General features: G+C 64.5%; 18 protein-coding genes and 1 tRNA gene. 15 read left to right on the forward strand and 4 right to left on the reverse strand.

Annotated elements, in window-relative coordinates; all coding sequences use genetic code 11:
• Positions 1–147: 147 nt before the first annotated feature.
• The 5 genes from ACWA13_RS06270 to ACWA13_RS06290 all read left to right on the forward strand — a co-directional run bounded on the left by ACWA13_RS06270 (position 148) and on the right by ACWA13_RS06290 (position 6,445).
• Positions 148–1,098, forward strand: a complete 951-nt coding sequence (locus ACWA13_RS06270) for a TatD family hydrolase (RefSeq protein WP_463937291.1) — start codon at positions 148–150, stop codon at positions 1,096–1,098.
• A 282-nt stretch (positions 1,099–1,380) separates the two neighbouring features.
• Positions 1,381–2,565, forward strand: coding sequence for a transglycosylase family protein (locus ACWA13_RS06275; protein ID WP_463937292.1), 1,185 nt, complete (start codon positions 1,381–1,383; stop codon positions 2,563–2,565).
• Between the two features lie 117 nt (positions 2,566–2,682).
• Positions 2,683–3,558 carry a 16S rRNA (adenine(1518)-N(6)/adenine(1519)-N(6))-dimethyltransferase RsmA gene (gene rsmA, locus ACWA13_RS06280; protein WP_463937293.1) on the forward strand — a complete coding sequence of 292 codons (876 nt, stop codon included), beginning with the start codon at positions 2,683–2,685 and terminating at the stop codon, positions 3,556–3,558.
• Between the two features lie 29 nt (positions 3,559–3,587).
• Complete coding sequence (locus ACWA13_RS06285; RefSeq protein ID WP_463937849.1) at positions 3,588–4,517, forward strand: 4-(cytidine 5'-diphospho)-2-C-methyl-D-erythritol kinase; 930 nt, start codon at positions 3,588–3,590, stop codon at positions 4,515–4,517.
• A gap of 101 nt (positions 4,518–4,618) precedes the next feature.
• A complete protein-coding gene (locus tag ACWA13_RS06290; protein WP_463937294.1) occupies positions 4,619–6,445 on the forward strand; it encodes an ABC-F family ATP-binding cassette domain-containing protein in 1,827 nt (608 codons plus the stop codon).
• A 104-nt stretch (positions 6,446–6,549) separates the two neighbouring features.
• Here ACWA13_RS06290 and ACWA13_RS06295 read toward each other — a convergent pair whose 3' ends face one another.
• A complete protein-coding gene (locus ACWA13_RS06295) occupies positions 6,550–7,149 on the reverse strand; it encodes a TetR/AcrR family transcriptional regulator (protein WP_463937850.1) in 600 nt (199 codons plus the stop codon).
• Between the two features lie 213 nt (positions 7,150–7,362).
• On the opposite strand from ACWA13_RS06295, the gene ACWA13_RS06300 reads away from it, so the two are divergent.
• From ACWA13_RS06300 to sufU, 9 genes are all read left to right on the forward strand, one after another.
• Positions 7,363–7,434, forward strand: a tRNA-Gln gene (locus ACWA13_RS06300).
• Between the two features lie 67 nt (positions 7,435–7,501).
• A complete protein-coding gene (gene glmU, locus ACWA13_RS06305; RefSeq protein ID WP_463937295.1) occupies positions 7,502–9,043 on the forward strand; it encodes a bifunctional UDP-N-acetylglucosamine diphosphorylase/glucosamine-1-phosphate N-acetyltransferase GlmU in 1,542 nt (513 codons plus the stop codon).
• Positions 9,044–9,045: 2 nt separating this feature from the next.
• Positions 9,046–10,026, forward strand: coding sequence for a ribose-phosphate diphosphokinase (locus tag ACWA13_RS06310; protein ID WP_463937296.1), 981 nt, complete (start codon positions 9,046–9,048; stop codon positions 10,024–10,026).
• Between the two features lie 237 nt (positions 10,027–10,263).
• On the forward strand, positions 10,264–10,839 hold the full coding sequence (locus ACWA13_RS06315; RefSeq protein ID WP_463937297.1) for a 50S ribosomal protein L25/general stress protein Ctc: 576 nt from the start codon (positions 10,264–10,266) through the stop codon (positions 10,837–10,839).
• A gap of 118 nt (positions 10,840–10,957) precedes the next feature.
• Complete coding sequence (gene pth, locus ACWA13_RS06320; protein ID WP_463937298.1) at positions 10,958–11,542, forward strand: aminoacyl-tRNA hydrolase; 585 nt, start codon at positions 10,958–10,960, stop codon at positions 11,540–11,542.
• Positions 11,543–11,642: 100 nt separating this feature from the next.
• Positions 11,643–14,393 (forward strand): LuxR C-terminal-related transcriptional regulator, encoded by a 2,751-nt coding sequence (locus tag ACWA13_RS06325; RefSeq protein WP_463937299.1) that lies wholly within the window; start codon positions 11,643–11,645, stop codon positions 14,391–14,393.
• Positions 14,394–14,478: 85 nt separating this feature from the next.
• On the forward strand, positions 14,479–17,004 hold the full coding sequence (locus ACWA13_RS06330) for a LuxR C-terminal-related transcriptional regulator (protein WP_463937300.1): 2,526 nt from the start codon (positions 14,479–14,481) through the stop codon (positions 17,002–17,004).
• 420 nt (positions 17,005–17,424) lie between these two features.
• Positions 17,425–18,750: a SufS family cysteine desulfurase gene (locus ACWA13_RS06335; protein ID WP_463937851.1), complete on the forward strand. Its 1,326-nt coding sequence runs from the start codon at positions 17,425–17,427 to the stop codon at positions 18,748–18,750.
• Between the two features lie 9 nt (positions 18,751–18,759).
• A complete protein-coding gene (sufU, locus tag ACWA13_RS06340) occupies positions 18,760–19,209 on the forward strand; it encodes a Fe-S cluster assembly sulfur transfer protein SufU (protein WP_463937301.1) in 450 nt (149 codons plus the stop codon).
• Between the two features lie 2 nt (positions 19,210–19,211).
• Here sufU and ACWA13_RS06345 read toward each other — a convergent pair whose 3' ends face one another.
• From ACWA13_RS06345 to ACWA13_RS06355, 3 genes are read right to left on the reverse strand one after another with little or no spacing between them, the layout of a single operon-like run.
• Positions 19,212–19,430 carry an SCO4848 family membrane protein gene (locus ACWA13_RS06345; protein WP_463937302.1) on the reverse strand — a complete coding sequence of 73 codons (219 nt, stop codon included), beginning with the start codon at positions 19,428–19,430 and terminating at the stop codon, positions 19,212–19,214.
• Positions 19,431–19,433: 3 nt separating this feature from the next.
• Entirely contained in the window at positions 19,434–19,931 is a 498-nt protein-coding gene (locus ACWA13_RS06350) for a DUF2505 domain-containing protein (RefSeq protein ID WP_463937303.1), read from the reverse strand.
• Positions 19,932–19,975: 44 nt separating this feature from the next.
• On the reverse strand, positions 19,976–21,508 hold the full coding sequence (locus ACWA13_RS06355; RefSeq protein WP_463937304.1) for an SDR family oxidoreductase: 1,533 nt from the start codon (positions 21,506–21,508) through the stop codon (positions 19,976–19,978).
• A gap of 198 nt (positions 21,509–21,706) precedes the next feature.
• Here ACWA13_RS06355 and mfd point away from each other — a divergent pair, with 198 nt between their 5' ends.
• The gene (gene mfd / locus ACWA13_RS06360; protein WP_463937305.1) at positions 21,707–25,393 is read left to right on the forward strand and encodes a transcription-repair coupling factor; all 3,687 of its coding nucleotides are present in this window, start codon (positions 21,707–21,709) and stop codon (positions 25,391–25,393) included.
• Positions 25,394–25,396 lie beyond the last annotated feature (3 nt).

Consider the following 25,396-nt stretch of genomic DNA (forward strand, 5'->3'; position numbering starts at 1 on the left):
CCTGGGACGCGGCTATGAGCCAGCCGATGCCCATCGGTGGGCACACGCCATTCCTGATACCAGACTACTAACACAACTGCCCCGGCTGACAGGTAGTTCCGGAATTCCGGTTCCGGATTCCGCCGGGTCAACAGGTAGTTTGGTCCCATGTGTGATTCCAGCGTTCCCGTTCCGTACCGCCAGCTGACAGCCGGGGCTGGCCAGGAATCCGGGCAGGACGGGGAAAACGGAGAAAACGGAAGCAAAAAACAGAAGAGCGGCTACCCGCCGGCGCCCGAGCCGTTGCCGGTACCCGTGATGGATAATCACACCCACCTTGATTTCGGTACGCCGCAGGAAGGCCGGGGGCACTTCACGGTAGCGGTGGCGGAAGCCCTGGATGCGGCCGCTGCCGTGGGAGTCCAGGGCGCCGTGCAGGTCGGTTGTGATCTGGAATCCTCCCGCTTTACTGTCCAGGCCGTCGACCAGGACCGCCGGCTGCTGGGCGCCGTTGCCCTCCATCCCAATGATGCTCCTGACTACGCGGCCCGCGGTGAACTGGAATCCGCGCTCGCGGAAATCGAGGAGCTGGCCCGCCACCCCCGGATCAGGGCCATCGGCGAAACCGGGCTGGATTTCTTCAGGACCACAGGCGAACGGCTCGCTGACCAGCGCTATTCGTTCCGCCGCCACATCGACATCGCCAAGCGGCTCGGACTTACCCTGCAGATCCACGATCGCGATGCCCATGACGACGTCGTGCAGGTTTTGCGTGAGGAAGGTGCACCCGAACGGGTGGTCTTCCACTGTTTCTCCGGCGGCGAATCCCTGGCCAGGACCTGCAATGACGAAGGCTGGTACATGTCTTTCGCCGGAACGCTGACCTTCCGGAACGCCGCCAACCTGCACGCCGCCGTCGGAATCGCGGAGCCCGGGCTGCTGCTCGTGGAGACTGACGCCCCGTTCCTCACGCCACACCCGTTCCGCGGCCGGCCCAACGCCAGCTATCTGGTCCCGTATACAGTACGGTCCATGGCCGAATTGACAGGAATCGAGCTGTCCGACCTGTGTACACGGATTGGCGAGAATTCCGTGCGGGCGTACGGATCGTGGGTATAAGGCCCTGCCAGTGAAACCTGACCGTTATAAATACCCGGTATAGCGTTTTCTTGGTCGCTTTATAACGCTTCGGTTACAGTGAGTAACTATTAGCCGGGGTCGGGGAAGGCCTTCGGATAATTCACTTCACCCGTGGCCCACAAAAAATGGGCTTTAGCTGACTCTGCCCGGGTGCTGTGTGGCGGCGCACTGGTGCCCCGGACATCCCTTCTTTGGGTGCGTGTGCCGGAAACTTTTGCGCGTTTTCCCCGTGCCCGGATGGTCCTAAAGTTACGGACAATCGTGGTCAAGCTATTTACATCGGACGGAAAGTTCAGCGCCCTCAAAGTCGGTACCCAGCTGGTAGTGCTCCTGGCCCTTGTGGTGGGCCTGGTGGCCTTTGTCGGGAACAACAAGACAGTGACGCTGAACGTCGACGGCAAGGTCAGCTCGATCCAGACCTTTGGCGGCACTGTTGGCCAGGTGGTCAAGAGCGCTGACGTCGAACTGCAGCCCGCAGACCGGGTTTCCCCGGCCGCCGATGTATCAATCCGGGACGGACAGGTCATCAACGTCAACCTGGCCAAGGTGGTGACGGTCAATCTGGATGGTTCCAGGAAAACCGTAAACACCACTTCGCCGGACGTTGCCGGACTTGTCAGCGAGCTCGGCGTGGCCAGCAGCTCTGAAGTTTCGGTCCCTGCCGAATCGCAGCTCACTGTCCAGGGTTCCTTCATTTCCATCTCTACCCCCAAGAACATCACCCTGGTTGCAGACGGTGCATCAGCCGCCCTCACCACCACCGCAGTCTCAGTCGGCGACGTCCTCGAAGACGCCGGTCTGGTCCTTGGCGACAATGACCGCACTTCGCAGCCCGCAAACGCCCCTGTTGTGAACAACATGGTGGTCAAGGTTTCCCGGGTGGATACCAGCCAAACGGCAGGAACTACCGAGGACATCCCCTTCGAGACGCTAAAGACGGACAGCGCCGAGCTCTTCGTCGGCGAGGAAAAGGTTACGCAGGAAGGCGTCACCGGCAAGGTGGACAAGAAGTTCAGCCTGGTGATGGTAGACGGCCGTGAAGCCTCCCGCACCCTGGTCTCTGAAACCGTGACTGTCCAGCCCGTGACGAAACAAATCACCGTGGGTACCAAGGCCAAGCCAGTGGCAGCGAAGGCTCCGGCCGCCAACACCGGGGCTGCTGCACCCGCCAGCAACACCGGGGCGGCCGCACCCGCCATGATGAACGAGGCCATGTGGGACGCCATCGCCATGTGCGAATCCACCGGCAACTGGTCCATCAACACCGGCAACGGCTACTACGGCGGCCTGCAGTTTGACATCCAGACCTGGCTCGGTGCAGGTGGCGGCGCTTACGCCCCCAACGCCAGCCTGGCCACCAAGGCCCAGCAGATTGACATCGCCAACCGCGTGTACGCCCAGCGCGGCCTCCAGCCCTGGGGTTGCGGTTGGGCGGCAAGGGGATAATTCCCGCATGCAACCAGGGACCGATCCGGCAACGGACCGGTCCCTGGTTGCATTAATGCAGCTCCCGCGGGCCGGCGCAGGCCATGCCCCACGCTGAGGGCGGGATAGGATACCTAAGTGACTGAACCGATCCCCGCCGCGCCCGCACCCCTGTTTGGTGCAACCGATATTCGCAGGCTGGCGGAGGAAATCGGCATCCGTCCCACCAAGACACTCGGCCAGAACTTCGTGATCGACGGCAACACGATCCGGCGGATTGTGGCCGCCGCAAACATCGGCCCGGATGAAACGGTGCTCGAAGTGGGCCCCGGCCTTGGCTCCCTGACGCTCGGGCTGCTGGATGCGGCCCGCGAGGTGGTCGCCGTCGAAATAGATCCTGTGCTCGCGGCCAGGCTTCCGGCCACGGTGCAGGAATGGCGGCCGGACGCCGTCGACCGCTTCCACCTGGTGCAGTCGGACGCCATGCGCGTCACCGAATTGCCGGTGGAACCGAGCGCCATTGTGGCCAACCTGCCCTACAACGTGGCTGTTCCGGTGGTCCTGCACCTGCTCCAGCACTTCCCGGGGCTCCAGCACGGATTGGTCATGGTCCAGGACGAAGTGGCAGACCGCCTGGCTGCCGGGCCTGGCTCAAAGACGTACGGGGTGCCGTCGGTCAAAGCCGCCTGGTACAGCTCCATGCGCAAGGCCGGGGTTATTGGGATGAACGTTTTTTGGCCCGCGCCGAAGATCCACTCCGGCCTGGTGGCTTTCACGCGACGTGAACCGCCGGTCACTACTGCATCGCGTGAACAGGTCTTCGCGGTGATCGATGCTGCGTTTGCCCAGCGCCGGAAGACCTTGCGGGCTGCACTCGCCGGCTGGGCCGGAAGCGCCGCCGAGGCTGAGCGCTGCCTGCTGGCTGCGGGCGTGGATCCGACGGCCCGTGGTGAAGTGATTGACATCTCCGCCTTCGCCCGGATCGCCGAAGCCCGCAACGGGGACGCCGGGTGAGCGCACTCCGGGGCAGCTTTGCCCCACGCATGGTGCGGGTCAAGGCGCCCGGCAAGATTAACGTTTCCCTGGATGTAGGGCCGCTGCGGCCGGACGGCTACCACTCCGTGGCCAGTGTGTACCTGGCAGTGTCACTGTATGAGGAGGTGGCTGCCTTCAGTACGGAGACCCCCGGGATCACCGTGAGCATCAGCCCGGCCAGCACCCTTGACCTCGACGGCGTGGACATTCCGCTGGACTCCGGGAACCTCGCCTACCAGGCGGCAGCGATGATGGCCGAGGTATCGGAAAACCCCACCGGCGTGCACCTGGAGATTACCAAGCGGGTGCCGGTCGCCGGTGGAATGGGGGGCGGCTCTGCCGACGCCGCGGCCACCTTGCTGGCCTGTGACGCCCTGTGGAACAGCGGCCTGTCCAGGGACGAGCTTGCCAGGCTGGCTGCCGAGCTCGGTGCGGACGTGCCGTTCGCCCTCCTGGGCGGTACCGCCGTCGGCCTTGGCGTGGGTGATGAACTCTCCCCGGCCCTTGCCCGCGCCCAGACTGACTGGGTGCTGGTGGCGGCCGATTACGGGCTGTCCACACCGTCGGTGTTCCAGACCCTGGACCGGTTGCGTGATGCCGAAGGCCTCGGCATCGAGGAGCCCATGGCCGTTGATCCCCAGGTCCTGCAGGCGCTGCGCGACGGCGATGCGGAACGGCTGGGCACCGTCCTGGTCAACGATCTGCAGCGGGCGGCGATTGAACTGGCCCCTGACCTGCGGAAAACGCTGGGAATGGGCGAGTCGCACGGGGCGGTGGCGGGAATGGTCTCCGGCTCGGGGCCCACTGTCGCCTTCCTCACCACCGATCCTGCGGCGGCTGAGGCACTCGCTGAAGACCTTGGTCACTACGGGCTGAGCGCCATTGCCGTACACGGCCCGGTGCCAGGTGCCAGGATCATCTCCGATACCCTTTTATAGACGGGCCCCGCTGGAATAACCTGCTCCGGACACGGCAGTTCCCGAACCACCCGGACCATCCCCGCTCCGCAATTACTGATATCAGCAGAAAGCAGTCCCCTTTGGCACACCTTCTTGGCGGCGAGAACCTCACGGTTTCGTACGCAACGCGCACCGTCCTGGACGGCATCACCCTCGGCCTCGAGGAGGGTGACCGGATCGGCATGGTGGGCCGGAACGGTGACGGCAAGTCGACGCTGATGCGTCTGCTGGCGATGCGGTCCACCCCGGACTCCGGCCGGGTGACCAAGCGCAGCGAGGTCAACATCGGCTACCTGGACCAAAGCGACGTGCTCGACGGCGACCTTACAGTAGGTGCCGCGATCGTGGGCGACCAGGCCGACTACGAATGGGCACGCAATCCCCAGATCCGCGAAGTGATGGGCGGACTGGTGTCCGACGTCGATTGGCACGCCAACGTCCATGCCCTCTCCGGTGGGCAGAAGCGTCGCGTGGCGCTGGCCAAGCTCCTGATTGAGGACCACGACGTCATCATGCTCGATGAGCCCACCAACCACCTCGACGTCGAAGGCGTGGCGTGGCTCTCCCGGCACCTGAAGACCCGCTGGCGCGCCAACCAGGGCGCGTTCCTGGTGGTCACCCACGACCGCTGGTTCCTGGACGAAGTGTGCACCAAGACCTGGGAAATCCATGACGGCATCATGGACCCGTTCGACGGCGGTTACGCGGCGTACGTGCTGGCCCGCGCCGAGCGTGACCGCTCGGCGACCGTTATGGAAAGCAAGCGCCAGCAGCTGGTGAAGAAGGAACTCGCCTGGCTGCGCCGCGGCGCCCCGGCCCGCACCGCCAAGCCCAAGTTCCGCATCGAGGCGGCAAACGCCCTGATCGCCGACGTCCCGGAGCCGCGCGATTCCATGGCGCTGAGCAAGATGGCCACCGCGCGCCTGGGCAAGGACGTCCTGGACCTGGAAAACGTTTCGCTGGACCTCCTTGGGGGCGAGTCCGGGCAGAAGCTGTTCGACAACATCACCCTGCGCCTTGCCCCGGGAGAGCGGCTGGGCCTGGTGGGCGTCAACGGCGCCGGCAAGACCACGCTGCTGAAGCTCCTCAACGGCCAGATCGAGCCGACATCCGGCAAGGTCAAGCGCGGCAAGACAGTGGTCACCGCTGTCCTCACCCAAGAAGTCAAAGAGCTCGACGACGTCTCGGACCTGCGAGTTATTGAAGTGATCGAACGCGAAAAGCGCTCCTTCAACGTCGGGGGCAAGGAATTCACCGCCGGCCAAATGGTGGAGCAGCTTGGTTTCACCAAGGAAAAACAGTGGACTCCCGTCAGGGACCTGTCCGGCGGCGAGCGACGACGCCTGCAGCTCCTGCGCCTGCTGGTGGGCGAACCCAACGTCCTGATGCTCGATGAGCCCACCAACGACCTCGACACCGACACCCTCGCCGCCGTCGAAGACGTCCTGGACGGCTGGCCGGGCACCCTTGTTGTGGTGAGCCACGACCGCTACCTGCTGGAGCGCGTCACCGACCACCAGATGGCGCTCCTGGGCGACGGCAAGATCCGCGCCCTCCCGCGCGGCGTGGACCAGTACCTGGAACTCCGCGAATCAGCCCTGGCCGGTTCCACGGTTGCCGGCGGCGGCAACCCGGTCATGGGCTCCAGCGGCAGCGCGTCCGCCAAGACCTCGGGTTCCTCCGAGGCGGAAAAGCGCGACGCCCGCAAGGCCAAGAACCGCATCGAACGCCAGCTGGGCAAACTCGAACAGCAGGAGAAGAAGCTTCACGACCAAATGGTCAAAAGCACCAACGACTCCGACTTCGACGCCCTGGCCGAACAAAACAAGAAGCTCAAGGACCTTGCCGGAGAACGCGAAGCCCTGGAACTCGAATGGCTCGGAGCCCTGGAGGTCCTGGGCGAGTAGAACGTCCGGATGCTGGAGCCGCTGACATCCTCCGCGTGCTGCTCCTTCGTCGCTTTGCCGCACGCTTCCGGATGCCACCGGCTCCAGCACGGTGGAGTCTGCGCTCAGTTCCCGCTCAGCAGCTCCGGGTCCTTCTTGAGGCCCGTGAGGCCGTTCCAGGCGAGGTTGACGAGGTGGGCGGCGACTGTGTGTTTGTCGGGTTGGCGGCTGTCCTGCCACCATTGGCCGGTCATGGCCACCATTCCGACGAGCATCTGTGCGTACATCGCCCCGTCCTGGGCGCTGAGCCCGCGCCGCGCAAACTCATCCGACAGGATGTGCTCCACCTTGGCGGTGACGTGGGACAACAACGTCGAAAACGCACCTTCGGGTTGTGACGGGGGAGCATCCCGCATGAGAATGCGGAAGCCGTCCGTGCGCTCTTCGATGTAGCCAAGAAGCGCCAGTGCTGCCCTTTCCACCAGGACGCGGGGTTTGGCTTCGGTTGAGAGGGCGCCGGTGATGGAGTCCAGCAGGATGATGAATTCGTGCTCAACCACCTGGGTGTAGAGCCCTTCCTTGGAACCGAAGTGCTCATAGATCACTGGTTTGGAGACGCCTGCCGTTGCCGCGATCTCCTCGATGGTGGTGCCGTCCAGGCCTTTGGCGGCGAAGAGTCCGCGACCCACTTCCACCAGTTGCTGCCGGCGCTGCGGCCCCGTCATCCGGATGCGCGCACCTTCTGTCCTGCGGGAAGCGCGCAGGGGAGCGGCTACGCGGCGCCCGGGTGTTTCAACCATCATTTACACCGTTCTGTCATGTTTCCACCCTGCCATCATCCCCCACAAAAGCACCCTTCCGCCGACCATGTCGCAGGCACTCCCGGGGGCATGGCAAAATAGGTACTTGTGCCCGGAACATCTGCGTTCCAGGTGCAGTCCGCCCTGGTGTAATGGCAGCACCCCGGCCTTTGGAGCCGTGGAGTATAGGTTCGAATCCTATGGGCGGAACTGGCGTGAGGGCCGTCCAGTAGGATGGACCCGGCGCCGTCCCCGGCGGGCAACTTCCGTATGGCGGATGCTTCCAGCGCCAGCGCAACCGAGCAAGGAGAGCCTGTACGTGAGTCTCGAGTCCACCAGCCCAGCCGCCGTCATTGTTCTAGCTGCAGGTGCCGGTACCCGGATGAAATCCCGTACCCCCAAGATCCTCCACGAAATCGGCGGCCTTTCGCTGGTGGGCCACGCCCTCGCAGCAGCCCGGAGCCTCCAGCCGCAAAACCTGGCCCTGGTGGTCCGGCACGAACGCGACCTGGTGGCCGAACACCTGCGCAGCCTCGACCCCAACGCCCTCATTGTTGACCAGGACGAAATTCCCGGCACCGGCCGTGCCGTTGAAGTCGCACTGAACGCGCTCGACGCCGCTGCCTCCAAGGGTGCAGCGGCCGGCAGTGCGGTGGCCGGCACAGTCGTGGTCACCTACGGCGATGTTCCGTTGCTGACCGGAGCACTGTTGCACGAGCTGGTTTCTGCGCATCAGGCCGGCAACAACGCCGTCACCGTCCTCACTGCAGTCCTTGACGACGCCACCGGCTACGGACGTATCCTCCGCGCCGCCGACGGAACAGTCACCGGAATCCGCGAGCACAAGGATGCCACGGATGAGGAACGGGCCATCCGGGAAATCAACTCCGGCATCTACGCCTTTGATGCCCGGGTGCTCCGCGAAGCCCTTCCCAAGATCACCACAGACAACAGCCAGGGTGAGAAATACCTCACAGATGTCCTGGGGCTTGCCCGCGAAGCCGGCGGCCGGGTTGCCGCAGTAGTGACCGAGGACCGCTGGCAGGTGGAAGGCGCCAACGACCGTGTGCAGCTTTCCGCGCTCGGCGCCGAACACAACCGCCGTACGGTAGAGGCCTGGATGCGCGCAGGCGTCACAATCGTGGATCCGGCAACCACCTGGATCGATTCCACCGTCGTGCTCGACGAAGACGTCCGGATCCTTCCCAACACCCAACTGCACGGCCTGACCACGGTGGCGCGTGACGCCGTCGTGGGTCCTGACACTACGCTCACGGATGTGCAGATCGGAGCAGGGGCGAAGGTGGTCCGCACCCACGGCTCCGGATCGATCATTGGCGACCACTCCGCCGTCGGGCCGTTTACGTACCTGCGGCCCGGCACTGTGCTGGGTGAGACGGGGAAGATCGGAGCGTTCTATGAAACGAAGAACGTCACGATCGGCCGGGGCTCAAAGCTGTCCCACCTCGGGTACGCCGGCGACGCCGAGATCGGTGAGGACACCAACATCGGCTGCGGCAATATCACAGCCAATTACGACGGCGAGAAGAAGCACCGGACGGTGATCGGCTCGGGCGTTCGGACAGGCTCCAACACTGTCTTCGTAGCTCCGGTCACGGTTGGCGACGGCGCGTACAGCGGCGCCGGAACGGTGATCCGGAAGGACGTGCCCGCCGGTGCACTCGCGCTGTCCCTTGCAGCGCAGCGCAACGCTGAAGGCTGGGTGGCGGCCAACCGTCCCGGCAGCCGCTCTGCGGAACTGGCTGCAGCAGCCTCCCAGGATTCCCCCACCCCGGCATCTACAGAACAGGGCAAGTAACAATGAGTGAAATTACGGCGCGCGGCGAAAAGAAGCTGGTGCTTGCGGCCGGACGCGCACACCCGGAACTTGCACGCGAGATTGCCAAAGAACTGGACACCGAACTCCTCCCGGTGGACGCTTATGACTTCGCCAACGGAGAGATCTATGTGCGGGCCGGCGAAAGCGTCCGCGGAACCGATGCTTTCGTGATCCAGGCGCACCCGGCTCCGCTGAACAACCACCTCATGGAACAGCTCATCATGATTGATTCGCTCAAGCGGGCCTCCGCCAAGCGCATCACCGTGGTGTCGCCGTTCTACCCCTACGCCCGCCAGGACAAGAAGGGCCGCGGCCGCGAACCCATCTCAGCCCGGCTGGTTGCGGACCTGTACAAGACTGCCGGCGCTGACCGCATCATGAGCGTGGACCTGCACACCTCGCAGATCCAGGGTTTCTTCGACGGCCCGGTGGACCACCTGATGGCCATCCCGCTCCTGGCGGACTACATCCGAACCCGCGTCGACGCCGAGAATATCACGGTGGTTTCCCCGGACACCGGGCGCGTCCGGGTAGCAGAACAATGGGCCGAACGCCTCGGCGGCGCACCATTGGCCTTCGTCCACAAGAGCCGTGACCTCACTGTTCCCAACCAGGCCGTGTCCAAAACCGTTGTAGGCCAGATTGAAGGCCGCACCTGCGTCCTGATTGACGACATGATCGACACCGGCGGAACCATCTCCGGTGCCGTCCAGGTGCTTAAGAACGCCGGCGCCAAGGATGTCATTATTGCTGCCACGCACGCCGTGTTCTCCGATCCGGCTGCCCGTCGGCTGGCAGAGTCCGGTGCCCGCGAAGTGGTGGTCACCAACACCCTGCCCATCACGGCTGACAAGCACTTCCCGCAGCTCACCGTCCTGTCGATCGCACCGCTGATCGCCCGCGCCATCCGTGAAGTGTTCGACGACGGTTCCGTCACCAGCCTGTTTGACGGCAACGCCTAGCATTTCCCGGCAGTTCCGCCGCAGGGTGCGCCCGGTTTCAGCAACCGGCCCGCACCCTGCTATGGTTTAACCCGAAACCTTGGCGAGGGAGAGTATCCCGGGAAACCGGCGTGCATGTCTCCGTTATCGACTGGGTCTGAATCTCCTTCTGGTAGGGCCGCTCCGGCCCGGCGTTGAAGGTCGTAAACAGACCTCCGCCCTTGCCCGGCTAACCACTGAAGCATCCAAGGAGAAATTATGTCTGAGCAGAAGCTTGCCGCAGAAGTCCGTTCCGAGTTCGGCAAGGGCTTCGCCCGCCGCGCCCGCGCAGCCGGCCGCATCCCCGCCGTCATCTACGGTCACGGCGAAGCGCCCATCCACATCACCCTGCCTGCCCGGTCCACCACCCTGGCCGTCCGCGTTGCCAACGCCCTGCTGTCCCTGGACGTCAACGGCGAAGAGCACCTGGCCCTGGTCAAGGACATCCAGCGCGATCCGATCAAGCAGATCATCGAGCACATCGACCTCTTGACCGTCCGTAAGGGCGAAGTGGTCACCGTCGAAATCGCCGTGCACCTGGTGGGCGAGCTGGCTCCGGGCACCACCCACAACCTGGAGCTCACCACCATCTCGGTTGAGGCCGACGCCACAGAGCTGCCCACCTACATCGAGGTCAGCATCGAAGGCCGCACCGCCGGCGAGCATATCCACGCTTCGGACCTGCCCCTGCCCAAGGGCACCGTCCTGCTGACCGACGCCGACGCGCTGGTTGTCAACATCTCCGAGGCCAACGTGGCCGAGGAAGAGCCCGCAGCTGACGAAGCAGCCGAGTAGCCTGCCCGGCTTCTAGTTAGAGCTGTCGGCAATGGCCGGGTCCCACGGGCCCGGCCATTGCTTTGCCTGTCCCCATGGCTTTCCCGATTGCTTTGTTCCCGACTCTTAGGATGGATCCATGACTGACACCTGGATGATTGTGGGACTCGGTAATCCTGGCCCGGAGTATTCCGGGAACCGGCACAACGTGGGCCAGATGGTGCTGGACGAACTCGCGACCCGCGTCGGCGGCAGCTTCAAGAGCCACAAAACCAGAGCGCAGGTACTCGAGGGGCGGCTGGGGATCGGCGGGCCCCGGGTTGTGCTGGCCAAGCCCATGACCTACATGAATGTTTCGGGAGGTCCGGTCGCAGGGCTGGTCAGGTTCTATGACATTGCCCCGGACCACGTGGTGGCCGTGCACGACGAAATCGACATTCCCTTTAAGGCCGTCAAGCTCAAGATCGGCGGGGGAGAAGGCGGCCACAACGGCCTGCGGGATATCTCCAAGGCGCTTGCAACGAAGGATTATTTTCGGGTGCGGGTGGGCGTAGGGCGTCCACCGGGTCGGATGGAGACAGCTGACTACGTGCTCCGGGATTTCGGATCCCAGGAGAAGAAGGAACTGCCCTTCCTGCTCGATGATGCAGCCGACGCAGTCGAACTTCTGCTGCGCGAAGGTCTGCTTGCTGCCCAGCAGAAGTTCCATCCCGCCAAGGTGTGAAGTGACTGCTCCTGTCTCTCCGGGCACTTCGGGGGTAGTGTACTCCTAGGCGGGGGGAGCATGACATCGTCCTCCGGCAGTACCTTTAGGGACGAGTTGTATGTCAGTCGAACCACTCAACTGGGGACGTGGGTCTACTCAACGATCCGTGCTGCCATCCCCGGCAGCTGCACTGAACGACGATGCCCAGAGCTGGTCTGTTACTGCCCGCCGCGCTGAGGTCCAGGCAATCCAGCGGGCGCTCCGTGAACCCGGATCCGTAGGGGTGGCGCTGACCGGTGCGCGTGGAATGGGGAAATCCTCGCTGGCCAGAACGGCGATTGCCGAGTTGGGCGCGGACACCTATGCTGTCCAGCTGCGGAGTAATCCTGCAGGCTCCAAGACTCCGTATGGTTGCCTGTCGTTTCTGCTGGCCCGCCTGCCGGCACCGTCCATGGCCTCACCCACTGCGATCCTCCAGGGAATCACTTCCCTGATCCGGCAGGATGCTGCTGGCCGGGAATGCGTCATCACCCTTGATTCCGCCGCCGATATTGACAACATGAGTTCCGGGGTCCTGCTTAACATTCTGCTGACCGGCACCGCCCGTATTGTCGCTATCGCCCCCGAGGTAAGGGCACTCCCGGCCGATTTCCATTGGCTGCTCAGCGAACGGAGGTTGACAGAGGTCCGGCTGGAGAACCTCAATGAACCACAGACGCGCCAGGTTCTGGCCTCCCTGCTGGGCCACCGTGTGGCGTCATCGCTGGTGCGCAGCTACCATTCCCTCGTCGGCGGTAACCCCCTGTTGCTGCGGGCGCTGGTTTCTGAACAGCTCCAGTGCGGCAACCTGGTGCTGTCGGACGCCGTCTGGACCCTCCAGGACAAAGTGGTCCTCTCCGGTGCCACCGCACTGGAGGATATTGTGCGTTCCCGTTGGGCCCGCGAACGGCCGGAGTGCCGTGAAGTCATCGAGATGCTGGCCTGCTCACGCCGGATTCCGCTGGTCAAGCTCACCGATCTCTTCGGAGCGGACATTGTCGCGGACATGGAGGACACCGGCGAGATCGTAGTGGGCACCAGCGAGGCCCGCTGGGTGACGCTGCAGGCACACTACCTTGGTGAAGTGGTCCGATCCTGGTTGAGCATCGCCAGACAGCGGGAACTGCGGAGCCGCCTGCTGGATGGCCAGGAACCGGACATTTCAGCGATGTCACACGAAGACCTGCTGGATTTCGCCTCTTGGACACGGGAGTGTGAGGCTGGGCTGGAGTCCGGGCTGGCGGTCGCCGCAGCGGAGGCCGCCGTCCAGCTCTTTGATCCTCGCTTTGCCCTCTCCTGCCTGGAGAATCTTGAAGACTCAGATCCGGAATGGATTGCCGGCCAGCGCTACAAAGCTGCCGCCTATCTGCAGCTTGATCTGCCGGAGCGGGCCTGGGCGGAACTCGAAGCCATCCCTGCCGCGCAGTCCGCCGCGCTGCCGCCGCTGGAACTGGCACTCCTGACGGAGGTCCGCTGTAGGGCGTTGGCTTGGCTCCCGGGTCGCTGCGGACAAGTGCCGGACGTCCTCCGGCAGGCGAGGCAGCAGTTGGGTATTGAACATCGTTATGGTGGTGCTGCCACCGCCACCTGGCCAGCCCCCATAGCAGCGGCAGCAAACCGCCTGAAATACGCAGAATTTGAATACAAGGCATTTGTTGGGGACTTCGCCTCGATGGTGCCGGACCTGGAGCGTGCAGCCGATCCCCAGATCACTGCAGATCCCTGGTTCCGCACTCACTCGTCAATGATCCTGATGACCGCCCTGTCCATCACCGGCCGGGAAATGGATGCCCTCAAACTAATGGACACCATCGGGGGACAGCTCAGCGACTTGGGCCATGTGCCCGGCTTGCGGGAGTTGTACTCGTTGCACCGCTTCCACGTCCTGCTGAGTGCCGGCCATTGGCGGCGCTGCCTGGAGGTAGCAAATCCGGGCGGCGAGGCGGCTGTTTTTGTGCTGCCCCAGCACGAAGCGCTGCCGGAACTGCTGACCGGCATCTCGTACGTCTACGCTGGGCGCGGAGCGGCGGCCCTGGACCCGCTGCTGTCCGCCATTGCCCAGCTCGAACCACGGCCGGGGAACTGTACGCTGCGGGAGGCCTATGCGGCGCTTGCCCTTGCGTATGCCCAGCAGGGAAAGGCCGTCCAGTCCCGTTCGTATCTTGACAGGCTGGGCACGCTCTCAGGTCCGGTCCCGTTTATTGCCCTGTGCGTGATCGAATTCTGCTCATTGGTGGCATCGCGCTGGCTTGACGATCCTTCTGCAGCAAGCCTGCTGGAGGCGTCGGCCCGCGAGGACATGGCAAAAGGACGCTTTACACGCGCCGGTATCAGCCTGCTGGCTGCCAGCGTTGACGGAACCGGGCGGCAGTTTGCGCTGATGGAGGAGTCCGCCGGCCACCGGCAAGGTCCCCTTGCGGAAGTATCCCGGCTTCTTGCGGTTGGCAGCCGAAGCCGGGACGCCAAGATGCTTCTCAAAGCAGCGGAACTGGCTGCGGGCCTGGAATTGGACGCGGTGGAGGCGCGCTGCGTGGCCCTGGCCCTGGATTTTGCACGGCAGGCAGGGGACGCGATGTCCGCACGGACTGCCCAAGCGCGCCTGGACAAGGTTTCCGTCAGCCTGGCTGCCCTTCCCTTTGTTCCCAGGAGCGGCAATCCTTTGCTCACCGGCAGGGAACGGCAGGTGGCTCGGCTGGCCATGAACGGAGCCTCCAACCGCGAGATTGCCGAGGAAATGGGCGTCTCCGTCAGGACCGTGGAAGGGCATTTGTACCAGGTTTTCACAAAACTTGGTGTGACTTCACGGGGTGATCTGCCTGGACTCGTCTAGGGGCAGGACATCCGGTGATGCCGCCCGAGCTGCCTGGCGCACAGTAGCAGGCAGGCGGGAGGCAATCGACCGTGCCGGCGGACTGATGGCAGGACGCATCCCGCAGGCTGTCTTGGTGATGGCCGGTCCCGGCATCGGCAAGTCCATGTTCCTTGACGCCGTGACCGAACGGATCGGGGCCGCGACGATCGTCGAGCGCATCCATGGCAGCCCCTCATTGAAGCATGTTCCCTTCGGAGTGCTGGCCCCCTACACCTCAGAACTCACGGGCGAGGATGCTGCTTCGCCAGTGGCTGTGCTGCGATCGGTGTGGGCACATTTCCAGCAGTTGAAAGGCGGACGTGAGTGGCCGCTGGTCCTTGTGGTGGACGACGCACACTACATCGATGAATCCAGCGCAGCCATACTGGTGGACATGGTAGCGGCCGGCTGGTCGAGCGTCATGGTCGCTGCGCGTCCGCGGCCCGGACTCCCACAGCCGCTGAACCAGTTGTGGTACGACGGCCTCGCGGAGCGGATAGACCTTCATCCGTTGGACCACCAGCAACTGGGTGAGGCATTGGCGGCGGCTCTCGAGGCAACCGTTCCGGCTTCCATCACTGAAGCATTCTGGCAGGCCACGGAAGGCAATCCCCTCTTGGCGGGCTGCCTGCTGAAGGACGCCCGAAGCGCAGGAATCCTCGTTAGGCGCAACGAACTCTTGCATCTGCAGGGACCACTGCCGGCCGACGGGCCGGAACTGACTTCGCATGTGGCAAGGGATGTGGCCCGGCGTTCCGCTGAGGAACAGGAAGCGCTGCGGCTGATTGCCCTGGCCGGACCCGTGAACCGGCGCTCGATTGAGGAACTTTACGGTCCGGAGGTGGTACGTGAGCTGATCGACCAGCATCTGGTGACGGACAACGGCGGGCACCCGGCCGAGCTGCAGGTCCGCCATCCCATCGTTGCCGAGGCAATCCGGAAACAGGTTAACGTCTCCCGAAGCCTGCACCTGCGTCTGAAGCTGCAGCGCGGACCGGGCATTCCTGAAGGAAGTGATGACGCGCACCTCAGGAGCGTCGAATGGGCCCTTGAATGCGGCCAGTCCGTCGCGGACCCTGCCCTCCTGCGGGCAGCCATCATCGCCCTGAAGTCGAACAAGAGTTCCGTAGCCGTGCGGCTGACGGGCAGGATTACCACCGGTCATAAGGGCCCGCTGGCCCGCGCCGTTTCAGCCAGGGCCCGGTTTAATATGGGGGATTATGCGGCGGCGAGGACGTTGCTGGAGCATGCATGGACCGGCCTGGGACCCGGGGAGACTGTGGCTGCCGCCATGCTGCGGACGGCGTCGTACATGGCTGGTGGCCTGCCCCCCGAACAGGTTTTGCAGCCAGCCACCGACCTTCCGGTCGGAGTGGACCCCGACCAGGCCCGCACCATGGCACTGGCTTCAGGCCGCGCCGTAGCGGCCGAAGAGGAACCCAGGCAGGAGCCTGCATCAAACGTCCTGGAGCAGGCCCTCGCGGCGGAACAGTTGGCTGACGGCGGGAGGCTCCAGGAGGCGTTGGAGCACGTGGTCGTGGCTGCGGCTGCTGCGCCGACGGTCGATAACACACTGTACTTTTTTGAAGAATTCGTGGTGTTCCGTGCCGTCTTTGTTTATCTGGGAATGGGCGAGTGGGCGGCTGTTGACCGGGAACTGGAGGGCTATAGCAACCGCCACCGCAGCGCGCATGGGCTCTTCGACGGAACCATGGATGCCCTCCGCGGCTACTCCTGCATACGCCAGGGAAAAATAGAGCAGGGCCGCCAGGTGCTCCTGCCTGGGGCGGAGTCGTTACGGCACGCGGATCCCCTGCAGCTGTACCGGTTCTCCGCATCGCTTGTCTTCTATGCAGCTGCCCGGGTGGGGGACAAAGGCCAGGCACGCCGCCTGGCCGCAGACATCGCCGGCATCGGCCATCTGGACCGTCCCGGTATAGGGCTTAGGGCGGAGGCCTATCTCAGCGCCGGCAACGAGTACCTCGACCGTGACGGCAAGGGGCTCGCCGCACTACGCGAACTCTGCACCAGGCCGGAGGTTTCAGCCCGGCCGGCGGTGCTGCTCGAATGCCTGCTCCTGTGCACCGAGCTGGGTGATCAGTCCGTGATGCAACAGATTGCGGGGGTGGCTGCCAGCATGGATGGCCGTTGGGCGGCAGCAGTAGCCGGGCTGGCCGGGCAATGGGTCAGCGACGATGCCAACGCGTTGTTGGAAGGAGCCAAACGGCTGGCCGCCGCAGGCTTTGTTAACCTGGCCCGCGAGTCTTACCTCCGCGCCGGGACGCTGTTCCTTGGAACCGGTGACACCCGCCGGTACCGCCAGGCAGTGAGCCTGCGCGAGAAATGCGACGACATCTTGGGCCTGAAGTTCCGTGAGGACGATGGCGCTCCTGCGCCCCGCATCCGGCTGACGCGGCGCGAACGCGACATTGCCGCACTCGCCGCCCAGGGGCTGTCGGACAAGGATATTGCGCACCGCCTGATGGTCTCTGTCCGAACGGTGGAAGGTCACTTGTATCGCGCCTACGTCAAGCTCGGGGTGCGGAGCCGCGACGAACTTTCGTCTGTGCTGCCAGTGAACGGCCGCTAGTGCACCGTTTCACACCGTCCGGTCCCTCGCCGGGCGCCAAGGAAACCAAGTATTGCGTCGTCTCCGGACCCCAAAAACGAGTACCGGGTACTCGTGCCGTGTGGACCGCAGCACGGAAGACTGGAAGAGCACCGACGCGTGCCCCAGGCACGGGGTGGTACGGGTAGGTGCGGACCCGTCCGGTACGTCAGGAGTACCCGGGCGCACTAGTTCCCCGGCCTTTGCGGGCCGGGATCTGGACGGGGCCGGCGGCGTCAGAGTCTTCTGAGACCGAGACTCTCCCCCCAGCCGTCGTCGGCCCCTTGATCTTTGCAGTCACCATCATTTGCTTCAGCTATTCCCGACGAGCCCGACGGCGGAGCCCGCGCTGCCTTCCCGTGGGACAATTGAGTGTCTTCCAACGGCACCAAGGAGTTCGTTTTGGCCCTCGTTACCACCCCCGTCACGCTTTCGCACGCAGCCGCCGATCTTGACGACGCCGAGGTGTTGCGGATCAGAAACGATTTTCCCGCCCTGCAGCAGACTATTGACGGCCAGCCTCTGGTCTACCTGGATTCCGGCGCCACATCGCAGAACCCCATCAGCGTGATGGAAGCGGAGCAGGAATTCTACGAACAGCGAAACGCTGCCGTCCACCGTGGCGCTCACCACTTGGCTGTGGAAGCAACGGACGCATTCGAGGATGCCCGGCAGACCCTCGCCGATTTCATGTCCGCCGGTTATGAAGAAACCGTGTGGACTTCCAATGCCACCGAAGGCTTGAACCTGATTTCATATGCCTTGTCCAACGCTGCCCTTTGGGCGGCGCAGGGCAGGGGAGACGAGAGGCTCCGCTCGCTGGCGGTCAGCCCCGGGGACGAGATCGTCGTGACGGAAATGGAGCATCACGCCAACCTGATTCCCTGGCAGGAACTGGCTTTCCGGACCGGGGCAACGCTCCGCTACATTCCGGTGGACGAATCCGGTGCCCTGCTCATGGATGAGGCCGCCCGCATTGTGGGGCCCAGGACCAAGGTCCTGGCCTTCACCCACGCGTCCAACGTCCTGGGTACCATCAACCCGGTAGGGCAACTGGTATCGCTGGCCCGGGACGCCGGGGCGCTCTCCGTTCTGGACGCGTGCCAGTCCGCTCCGCACCTGCCCCTGGACGTCAAGGCGCTTGATGTCGATTTCGCGGTGTTTTCCGGGCACAAGATGCTGGCACCCACCGGAATCGGCGTGCTCTACGGCAAGCAGGAACTGCTGGATGTCCTGCCGCCCTTCTTGACCGGCGGCTCAATGATCACCACTGTCACCATGGAGCGGGCGGAGTATCTTCCCGCCCCACAGCGCTTTGAGGCCGGCACCCAGCGGATCTCACAGGCCGTGGCTTTGGCCGCAGCTGCCAACTACCTCAACGAAACCGGACTGGACCGCATCCATCGGTGGGAGGCGCAGCTTGGACAAAGGATGGTGGCCGGGCTTCAGGACATTCCCGGCATCCGTGTGCTTGGCCCCTCGGCAGGGCAGGACAGGATCGGCCTGGCCGCCTTCGACGTCGACGGTGTTCACGCACACGACGTGGGGCAATTCCTGGACTCACGCGGTATCGCCGTCCGGGTGGGGCACCACTGTGCCCAGCCGTTGCACCGCCGCTTCGGGCTGACTGCCACCACGCGGGCCAGCGCGTACCTTTACAACACCACTGCCGACGTCGACGCTTTCCTTGATGCCGTTTCCGGCGTCCGATCCTACTTCCGCGTGTAAGGACCCTGTATGAGCCTGGACCAGCTGTATCAGCAGATAATTCTTGACCATGCCAAAGCCCGTCACGGCAGCGGCCTGGCGGGTGTGGACGTCCCCGCCGGTACTTCCAGCGGGCAATCGCACCAGCTTAATCCCGTCTGCGGGGACGAGGTGACGCTGCGCGTGGCGGTCAAGGACGGCGTGGTGTCCCAGGTCTCCTGGGACGGTGCCGGATGCTCGATTTCAATGGCCTCGGCTTCGGTCCTCAGTGACATGGCTGAAGGAATGACCGTCGAGGAGTTGAAGTCCGTCATCGGAACATTCCGTGAAGTGCTGCGATCCCGCGGGAAGATGGCTGCCGATCCGGAGGTTCTGGGCGATGCCGCGGCCTTCGAAGGTGTGGCCCGCTACGCGGCCCGGGTAAAGTGCGCCATGATCTCCTGGGTCGCCGCAGAGGATGCGCTCAACCAAGCCTCTTAGCGTCAGAGGAGGCCAATCACTCCGATGGCCAGGACGGCCGCCGCCAGGACCATGGAGACGCTCACCAGCACCAGGTGCACAGTGAGGAATTTTGTGGCCTTGCCGGCCGAATCCCTGGCGCGCGGATCCTTCATCACCCGGCGCAGGAACTGGGGCCAGACGATCAGTGACCACAGTCCTGCCAGGATGAGGACAACCGCGGGAAATACGGGGATAGTCACGGCTTAGTGGCTTTCGAGCCAGGCCTGGGCCTGCTTGGCCTGCAGGTTCAGTGCCTTGGCAACCATGGGCTCGGCAGCATCAGCAATCTTGCTGCCCAGGAACGGTACCGATGACTTCACGGTGCCCTCCAGATCCACCCGGGTACCGCCGGCCTCGGCCACGAGCCGCTGAACTGCCGAGACGTCCACAGGAGCGCCGGCAATCTTCACCGTGATGCTGCTTTGGCGTGAACCGTCGGCAGCAGGGGCCTCCCAGTTTTCTGCCTGGGTCACCTTCAGATGCTCGCCCACAAACTTCCGGGCCATTTCGGGAAGGCGCGTGGTAGGCAGGGTTCGGACGATGGTGGCGGTGAACGCTCCGGCGGTGTCACCGGAGACAGTGAAGGAATCCAGGACCCCGCCCACCAGTTGACTGACATGGCGCTGGAAGTCCTCGTTCACCAGCACTGCCGTTACATCGTTGACGGGGTGCGGGATGCTGGTGGTTGCGCTCAGGGCCATGGAGTCCTCCTGGGACGTCGGGAACGGTTTCGGCTCCCCATATCCTACGGCGTGTCCGGGCTCTGCCCGGAATCCGGAAGCCGCTGCGCCGCTGTCGTGATATTGCGCGCCATGGCGGGAAAGATCAGGCTGTGGAACGGCAGGACCGCCAGCCAGTACAGCCTGCCGCTGAGGCCCTTGGGAAAGAAGATGGCGCGTTGACGGTAGCGGCTGCCGTTCCCGTCCGGTTCCACGGACAGCTCCAGCCAGGCCCGGCCGGGAGCGCGCATCTCCGCACGCAGCCGGAGCAGTCTTCCCCTGTCGATGCTTTCCACCCGCCACCAGTCGACGACTTCACCGGCGGCCAGTGTGCCGGGATGACGGCGACCGCGCTGGAGGCCGGCGCCGCCCGTCAGCTTGTCCAGCCAGCCCCGGATATGCCACGCCAACGGCAGGGAGTACCACCCGTTCCGCCCGCCGATGCCCTCGATAACGGTCCAGACTTTGGCAGGGTCCACATCGCCATGGAATGTGCGCTCATCGGTGTAGACCTTGTGCCCTGCCCAGTCCGGATCACTGGGCAGCGGATCTGCGGCAGCACCGGCGTTGGCCCAGGTGGTCTGCACTTGTGCGTCGCGTTCCTTGTCCAGGGCCAAGGCAACGGCCTCGCGGTAAGGGGTCAGGCCGCCGTCGGGCTGTGGGATGTAGCGGTCAATGTCGTGCTCATCGGAGACGGCGTCGTGTTGCAGGGACTGGACCAGCGGCAGGGCCATGGACAACGGGATGGGAGTGGTCAGGGCAACCCAGAGGCCGGCAAGCTTAGGGGCCGGAACCGGCAGGGCCAGCACCATCCGGCGGGGCAGGCCGGCTTCTGCTGCATACTCGCGCATCATGCCGGCATAGGTGAGCACCTGCCGGCAGCCGACGTCGAACGTGCGGTTGACGGGGCCGTGGACCGTGGCAGCCGCCGTCAGGTAGTACAACACGTCACGCACGGCGATGGCCTCAATGCGGTTCCGCACCCAACTTGGTGCCGGCATTACCGGTAAGGCCTCGGCAAGGTGCCGGATCATCTCGAACGAAGCCGATCCGGAACCTATGACCACTCCGGCCTGGAAAACGATGGCGTCCACGGGGCCATCGAGGAAGATTGTGCCCACGGCCTCCCGGGACCGCATGTGGGTGGACAGTTCCACACCGGTTGGGTGCAGCCCGCCCAGATAAACGATCCTGGCCACTCCGGCAGCGGAAGCGGCCTCTGCTGCCGTCAGCGCCATGGCCTTTTCACGGGCTTCAAAACCTGATCCGGTGGCCATCGAGTGCACCAGGTAATAGAACACGTCGACGCCGTTCAGTGCTTCCTGCAGGGCATCGGAATCGTCCAGGCTGCTTTCGACGAGCTCTACGTCATGACGCCACGGAACACCGGCTATTTTGTCCGGAGAGCGCACCAGGACTTTGACACGGTACCCCGCCTCAAGGAGTTTCGGCACCAGCCGGCCGCCTATGTAGCCTGTGGCGCCGGTGACGAGGACGGTCCGGCCGCTTTCTGCGGACTCAGCGTCGCTGGATGTGCCGTTACCGGAGGTGGTGTTCATGGCAAATTCCTCGCTTCTACCGCCGGATGCCGCTAGGGCAGGCGCGTACGGCAACCTTAGCAATAAGCGTCCGTCAGCCCACGGCGCAACCGTTCCGGCGACGCGCAGGGCGGGGGTAGGCTGGGATGACCCGGGATTCGAAGAGAATTTCGGGTTTTCGCGTTGCCTGCGATCAGTTGACTTACCAGGAGCTTTGCCATGAGCCTTGCCGGCCCGCCCTCAACCGTTCCGTCGTTGGATGGACTGCGCCGCGTTCTCGCTGCGGACCGGACCTTCGCCCGGGTCCGCGCAGAGGCCAGCCGTGGATTCGACGTCCGCGGACAGGATTACCAGATCAGCGCACCCCCGGGACTGCGCGCCGCGCTGCTGGCTGAAATGGCCGATGGCCTCCGGGACGGCGAACCCGGAGTGGTTCTGGCCGTTACGGCTACGGGACGTGAAGCAGAGGATCTCAGCGCCGCACTCCGCGCCTACCTTCCGTCCGGCTCGGTGGCGGAATTCCCCAGCTGGGAAACCCTCCCGCATGAGCGCCTGTCGCCGCGGTCGGACACGGTGGGCCGCCGGCTGGCGGTCCTGCGGCGGCTGGCACATCCGGAAGGCCCGACGTCGGCCGGAACCGATCCGCTGCGGGTGGTGGTTGCGCCGGTGCGCGCCGTAGTCCAGCCGATCGTTGCCGGGTTGGGGGACCTGGAGCCGGTCACCCTGAAGACCGGGCAGGAGGTGCCGTTCTCTGACGTGGTCCGCAGCCTCGCCGATGCCGCCTATGCACGTGTGGACATGGTGACGCACCGTGGCGAGTTCGCGGTGCGCGGCGGAATCATCGATGTCTTTCCGCCCACCGAGGACCATCCCATCCGCGTTGAGTTCTTCGGCGACGAAGTGGACCAGTTGCGCTGGTTCGCCGTCGCGGACCAGCGCTCGCTGTCCGGCCCCGGTATGGTCCATCCCACGGAGCTGCATGCCCCGCCCTGCCGGGAATTGCTCATCACGCCTTCGGTGATGTCCCGTGCGGCCGCTTTGAAGACCCAACTGCCCGCCGCCGCGGACATGTTGACCAAAATCGCAGGCGGCATCGCCGTCGAAGGCATGGAATCCTTGGCTCCCGTCCTGGTGGACGCCATGGTGCCCCTGGTGGACCAGCTCCCGGCCGGATCCATCGCCGTCGTCATCGAGCCGGAGAAGGTGCGCACCCGCGCCCACGACCTTTCCGCTACGAACGAGGAATTCCTGGAAGCGGCCTGGTCAACAGCGTCCGACGGCGGGACCGCACCTCTTGACCTTTCCACTGATTTGGGGTCCCACGCCGCAGAGGCGCTGCACTCCGCCAGTTTCCGCACCCTGGGGGAGACCCGGGGCACTGCCTTGGAACATGGTGTGTCCTGGTGGTCCATCACCAGCCTCGCCAGCGACGAGGAACTGCTGCCGGAGATTGACGTCCTGAACCTGCATGCCCGCGAACCGCGAGGGTACCAGGGTGACGTTGCGGAAATGATGGAGTTCATCGGGTCCCATGTCCGGGACCAATGGCGGATCGTGGTGGCAACCGAAGGCCCCGGCCCCGCCCAGCGCCTGGCGGAACTTTTTCATGATGCGAATATTCCGTGTGCACGGGTGGACGCCCTCACCGAGGAGCCACAGCCCGGCATCATCGAGGTGACTACAGCCGCCGTCGGACGCGGTTTTGTCCTGGACAGCCTCAAGACCGGTCTGCTCACTGAAGCGGACCTGCTGGGCCGGACGTCTTCAGGCTCCACCAAGGACATGCGGCGGATGCCTTCAAAGCGGCGCAACGCCGTCGATCCCCTGCAGCTGGTGGCGGGGGACTCCGTGGTGCATGAGCAGCACGGCATCGGCCGGTTCGTGGAACTGATCCAGCGCAAGGTTGCTGGTGGTGGCGATGGCGTCCGCGAATACCTGGTGCTGGAGTACGCGCCGTCAAAGCGCGGCGCCCCGGGGGACAGGCTCTTTGTGCCCACGGACCAGCTGGACCAGGTGTCCCGCTACGTTGGCGGAGATACACCGGTGCTCAGCAAAATGGGCGGCGCGGACTGGGCCAGCACCAAGTCCAAGGCCCGTAAGGCCGTCAAGGAAATCGCCGGGGAACTGATCCGGTTGTATTCGGCGCGGATGGCCTCCAGAGGCTACGCGTTTGGCCCGGACACGCCCTGGCAGCGTGAACTTGAGGAGGCCTTCCCGTACGTCGAAACCCCTGACCAGTTGACCACCATCAACGAGGTCAAGGCGGACATGGAGCGGGAAATCCCCATGGACCGCCTGGTGTCCGGCGACGTCGGCTATGGCAAGACAGAGATTGCGGTCCGGGCGGCATTCAAGGCGGTCCAGGACGGCAAGCAGGTAGCGGTCCTGGTGCCCACAACACTTCTGGCCCAGCAGCACTATGAGACCTTCACCGAGCGGTTCTCCGGCTTCCCGCTGCGGGTCCGTCCCCTGTCCCGGTTCCAAAGCACCAAGGAAGCGAAGGAGACGGCCGAGGGCGTCAAGACCGGGTCCGTCGACGTGGTGATCGGCACGCACCGGCTGCTGTCCAGGGACTTCGAGTTCAAAGACCTTGGCCTGGTGATTGTGGATGAGGAGCAGCGCTTCGGTGTTGAACACAAGGAAGCGCTGAAGAAGATGCGCACCAATGTGGACGTCCTGGCCATGAGCGCCACGCCCATCCCGCGCACCCTGGAGATGTCCCTGACCGGCATCCGGGAGACCTCCACCCTGGCTACGCCGCCCGAGGAACGCCATCCGGTGCTGACCTATGTTGGCCCCTACACGGACAAGCAGACCTCCGCCGCCATCCGACGTGAACTCATGCGCGAGGGCCAGGTGTTCCTGGTCCACAACCGCGTCTCCACCATTGAGCGTACGGCCGCGAAGATCCGCGAACTGGTTCCCGAGGCCCGGGTGGAAGTTGCCCATGGGCAGATGTCCGAGAGCCGACTGGAGCAGATCATCGTGGACTTCTGGGAGAAACGCTTTGACGTCCTGGTATGTACCACCATCATTGAGACCGGACTGGACATCTCCAATGCGAACACGCTGATCGTGGACGGCGCGGACAAGTACGGCCTTTCCCAGCTGCACCAGTTGCGCGGCCGAGTGGGCCGCGGACGTGAGCGCGCGTACGCCTATTTCCTGTACCCCTCCGAGAAGCCGCTGGGCGAAGTGGCGCTGGAACGGCTCAAGGCCGTAGCAGCGCACAACGAACTTGGTGCCGGCATGCAACTGGCCATGAAGGACCTTGAGATCCGTGGGGCCGGCAACCTGCTGGGCGGCGAACAGTCGGGCCACATCCAGGGCGTCGGCTTTGACCTGTATATCCGGCTGGTGGGCGAGGCTGTGGCCGAATATCGTGGGGAAGCCGAGGAAAAAGCTGCTGAAATGAAGATTGAGCTGCCGGTCAACGCGCATTTGCCGCACGACTATGTTCCGGGAGAACGGCTGCGGCTGGAGGCCTACCGGAAGCTGGCCGCCGCCTTGACCCTGGAAGCCATCGGGGAAGTGCGTTCGGAGCTGGTGGACAGGTACGGCGAGCCGCCTCTTCCCGTGCAGAACCTCCTTGCCGTCGCGCTCTTCAGGGTAGGTGCCCGTGAAGCCGGCCTCACGGACGTTGCGCTCCAGGGCAACTTTGTCCGCTTCTCCCCGGCACAGCTTCCGGAATCGAAGGTCATGCGGCTGTCCCGGATGTACCCCGGAGCCCAGATCAAGCCGGCGATGGATGCCGTGCTGGTGCCAAAACCCAAGACAGCCCGGGTGGGCGGCCGGGACCTGCAGGACGCGGAAATCCTGGAGTGGGCCAACAACGTCATCAGCAATATCTTCAGCGGGGCGCCGGCTCCCGCTGCTGCTGCCTCCGGCACGAAGTCCGAGTCCTAGCCC

It is taken from the genome of Pseudarthrobacter sp. TRD_SC_9, from assembly GCF_055361265.1.

Bases quoted from the DNA above. Each gene is read 5' to 3' on its own strand.
- ACWA13_RS06270 (WP_463937291.1), top strand. From the start codon at position 148: ATGTGTGATTCCAGCGTTCCCGTTCCGTACCGCCAGCTGACAGCCGGG.
- ACWA13_RS06285 (WP_463937849.1), top strand. From the start codon at position 3,588: ATGGTGCGGGTCAAGGCGCCCGGCAAGATTAACGTTTCCCTGGATGTA.
- ACWA13_RS06295 (WP_463937850.1), bottom strand. From the start codon at position 7,149: ATGACGGGGCCGCAGCGCCGGCAGCAACTGGTGGAAGTGGGTCGCGGA.
- glmU (WP_463937295.1), top strand. From the start codon at position 7,502: ATGCTTCCAGCGCCAGCGCAACCGAGCAAGGAGAGCCTGTACGTGAGT.
- ACWA13_RS06310 (WP_463937296.1), top strand. From the start codon at position 9,046: ATGAGTGAAATTACGGCGCGCGGCGAAAAGAAGCTGGTGCTTGCGGCC.
- ACWA13_RS06315 (WP_463937297.1), top strand. From the start codon at position 10,264: ATGTCTGAGCAGAAGCTTGCCGCAGAAGTCCGTTCCGAGTTCGGCAAG.
- pth (WP_463937298.1), top strand. From the start codon at position 10,958: ATGACTGACACCTGGATGATTGTGGGACTCGGTAATCCTGGCCCGGAG.
- ACWA13_RS06325 (WP_463937299.1), top strand. From the start codon at position 11,643: ATGTCAGTCGAACCACTCAACTGGGGACGTGGGTCTACTCAACGATCC.
- ACWA13_RS06330 (WP_463937300.1), top strand. From the start codon at position 14,479: ATGGCAGGACGCATCCCGCAGGCTGTCTTGGTGATGGCCGGTCCCGGC.
- sufU (WP_463937301.1), top strand. From the start codon at position 18,760: ATGAGCCTGGACCAGCTGTATCAGCAGATAATTCTTGACCATGCCAAA.
- ACWA13_RS06350 (WP_463937303.1), bottom strand. From the start codon at position 19,931: ATGGCCCTGAGCGCAACCACCAGCATCCCGCACCCCGTCAACGATGTA.
- ACWA13_RS06355 (WP_463937304.1), bottom strand. From the start codon at position 21,508: ATGAACACCACCTCCGGTAACGGCACATCCAGCGACGCTGAGTCCGCA.
- mfd (WP_463937305.1), top strand. From the start codon at position 21,707: ATGAGCCTTGCCGGCCCGCCCTCAACCGTTCCGTCGTTGGATGGACTG.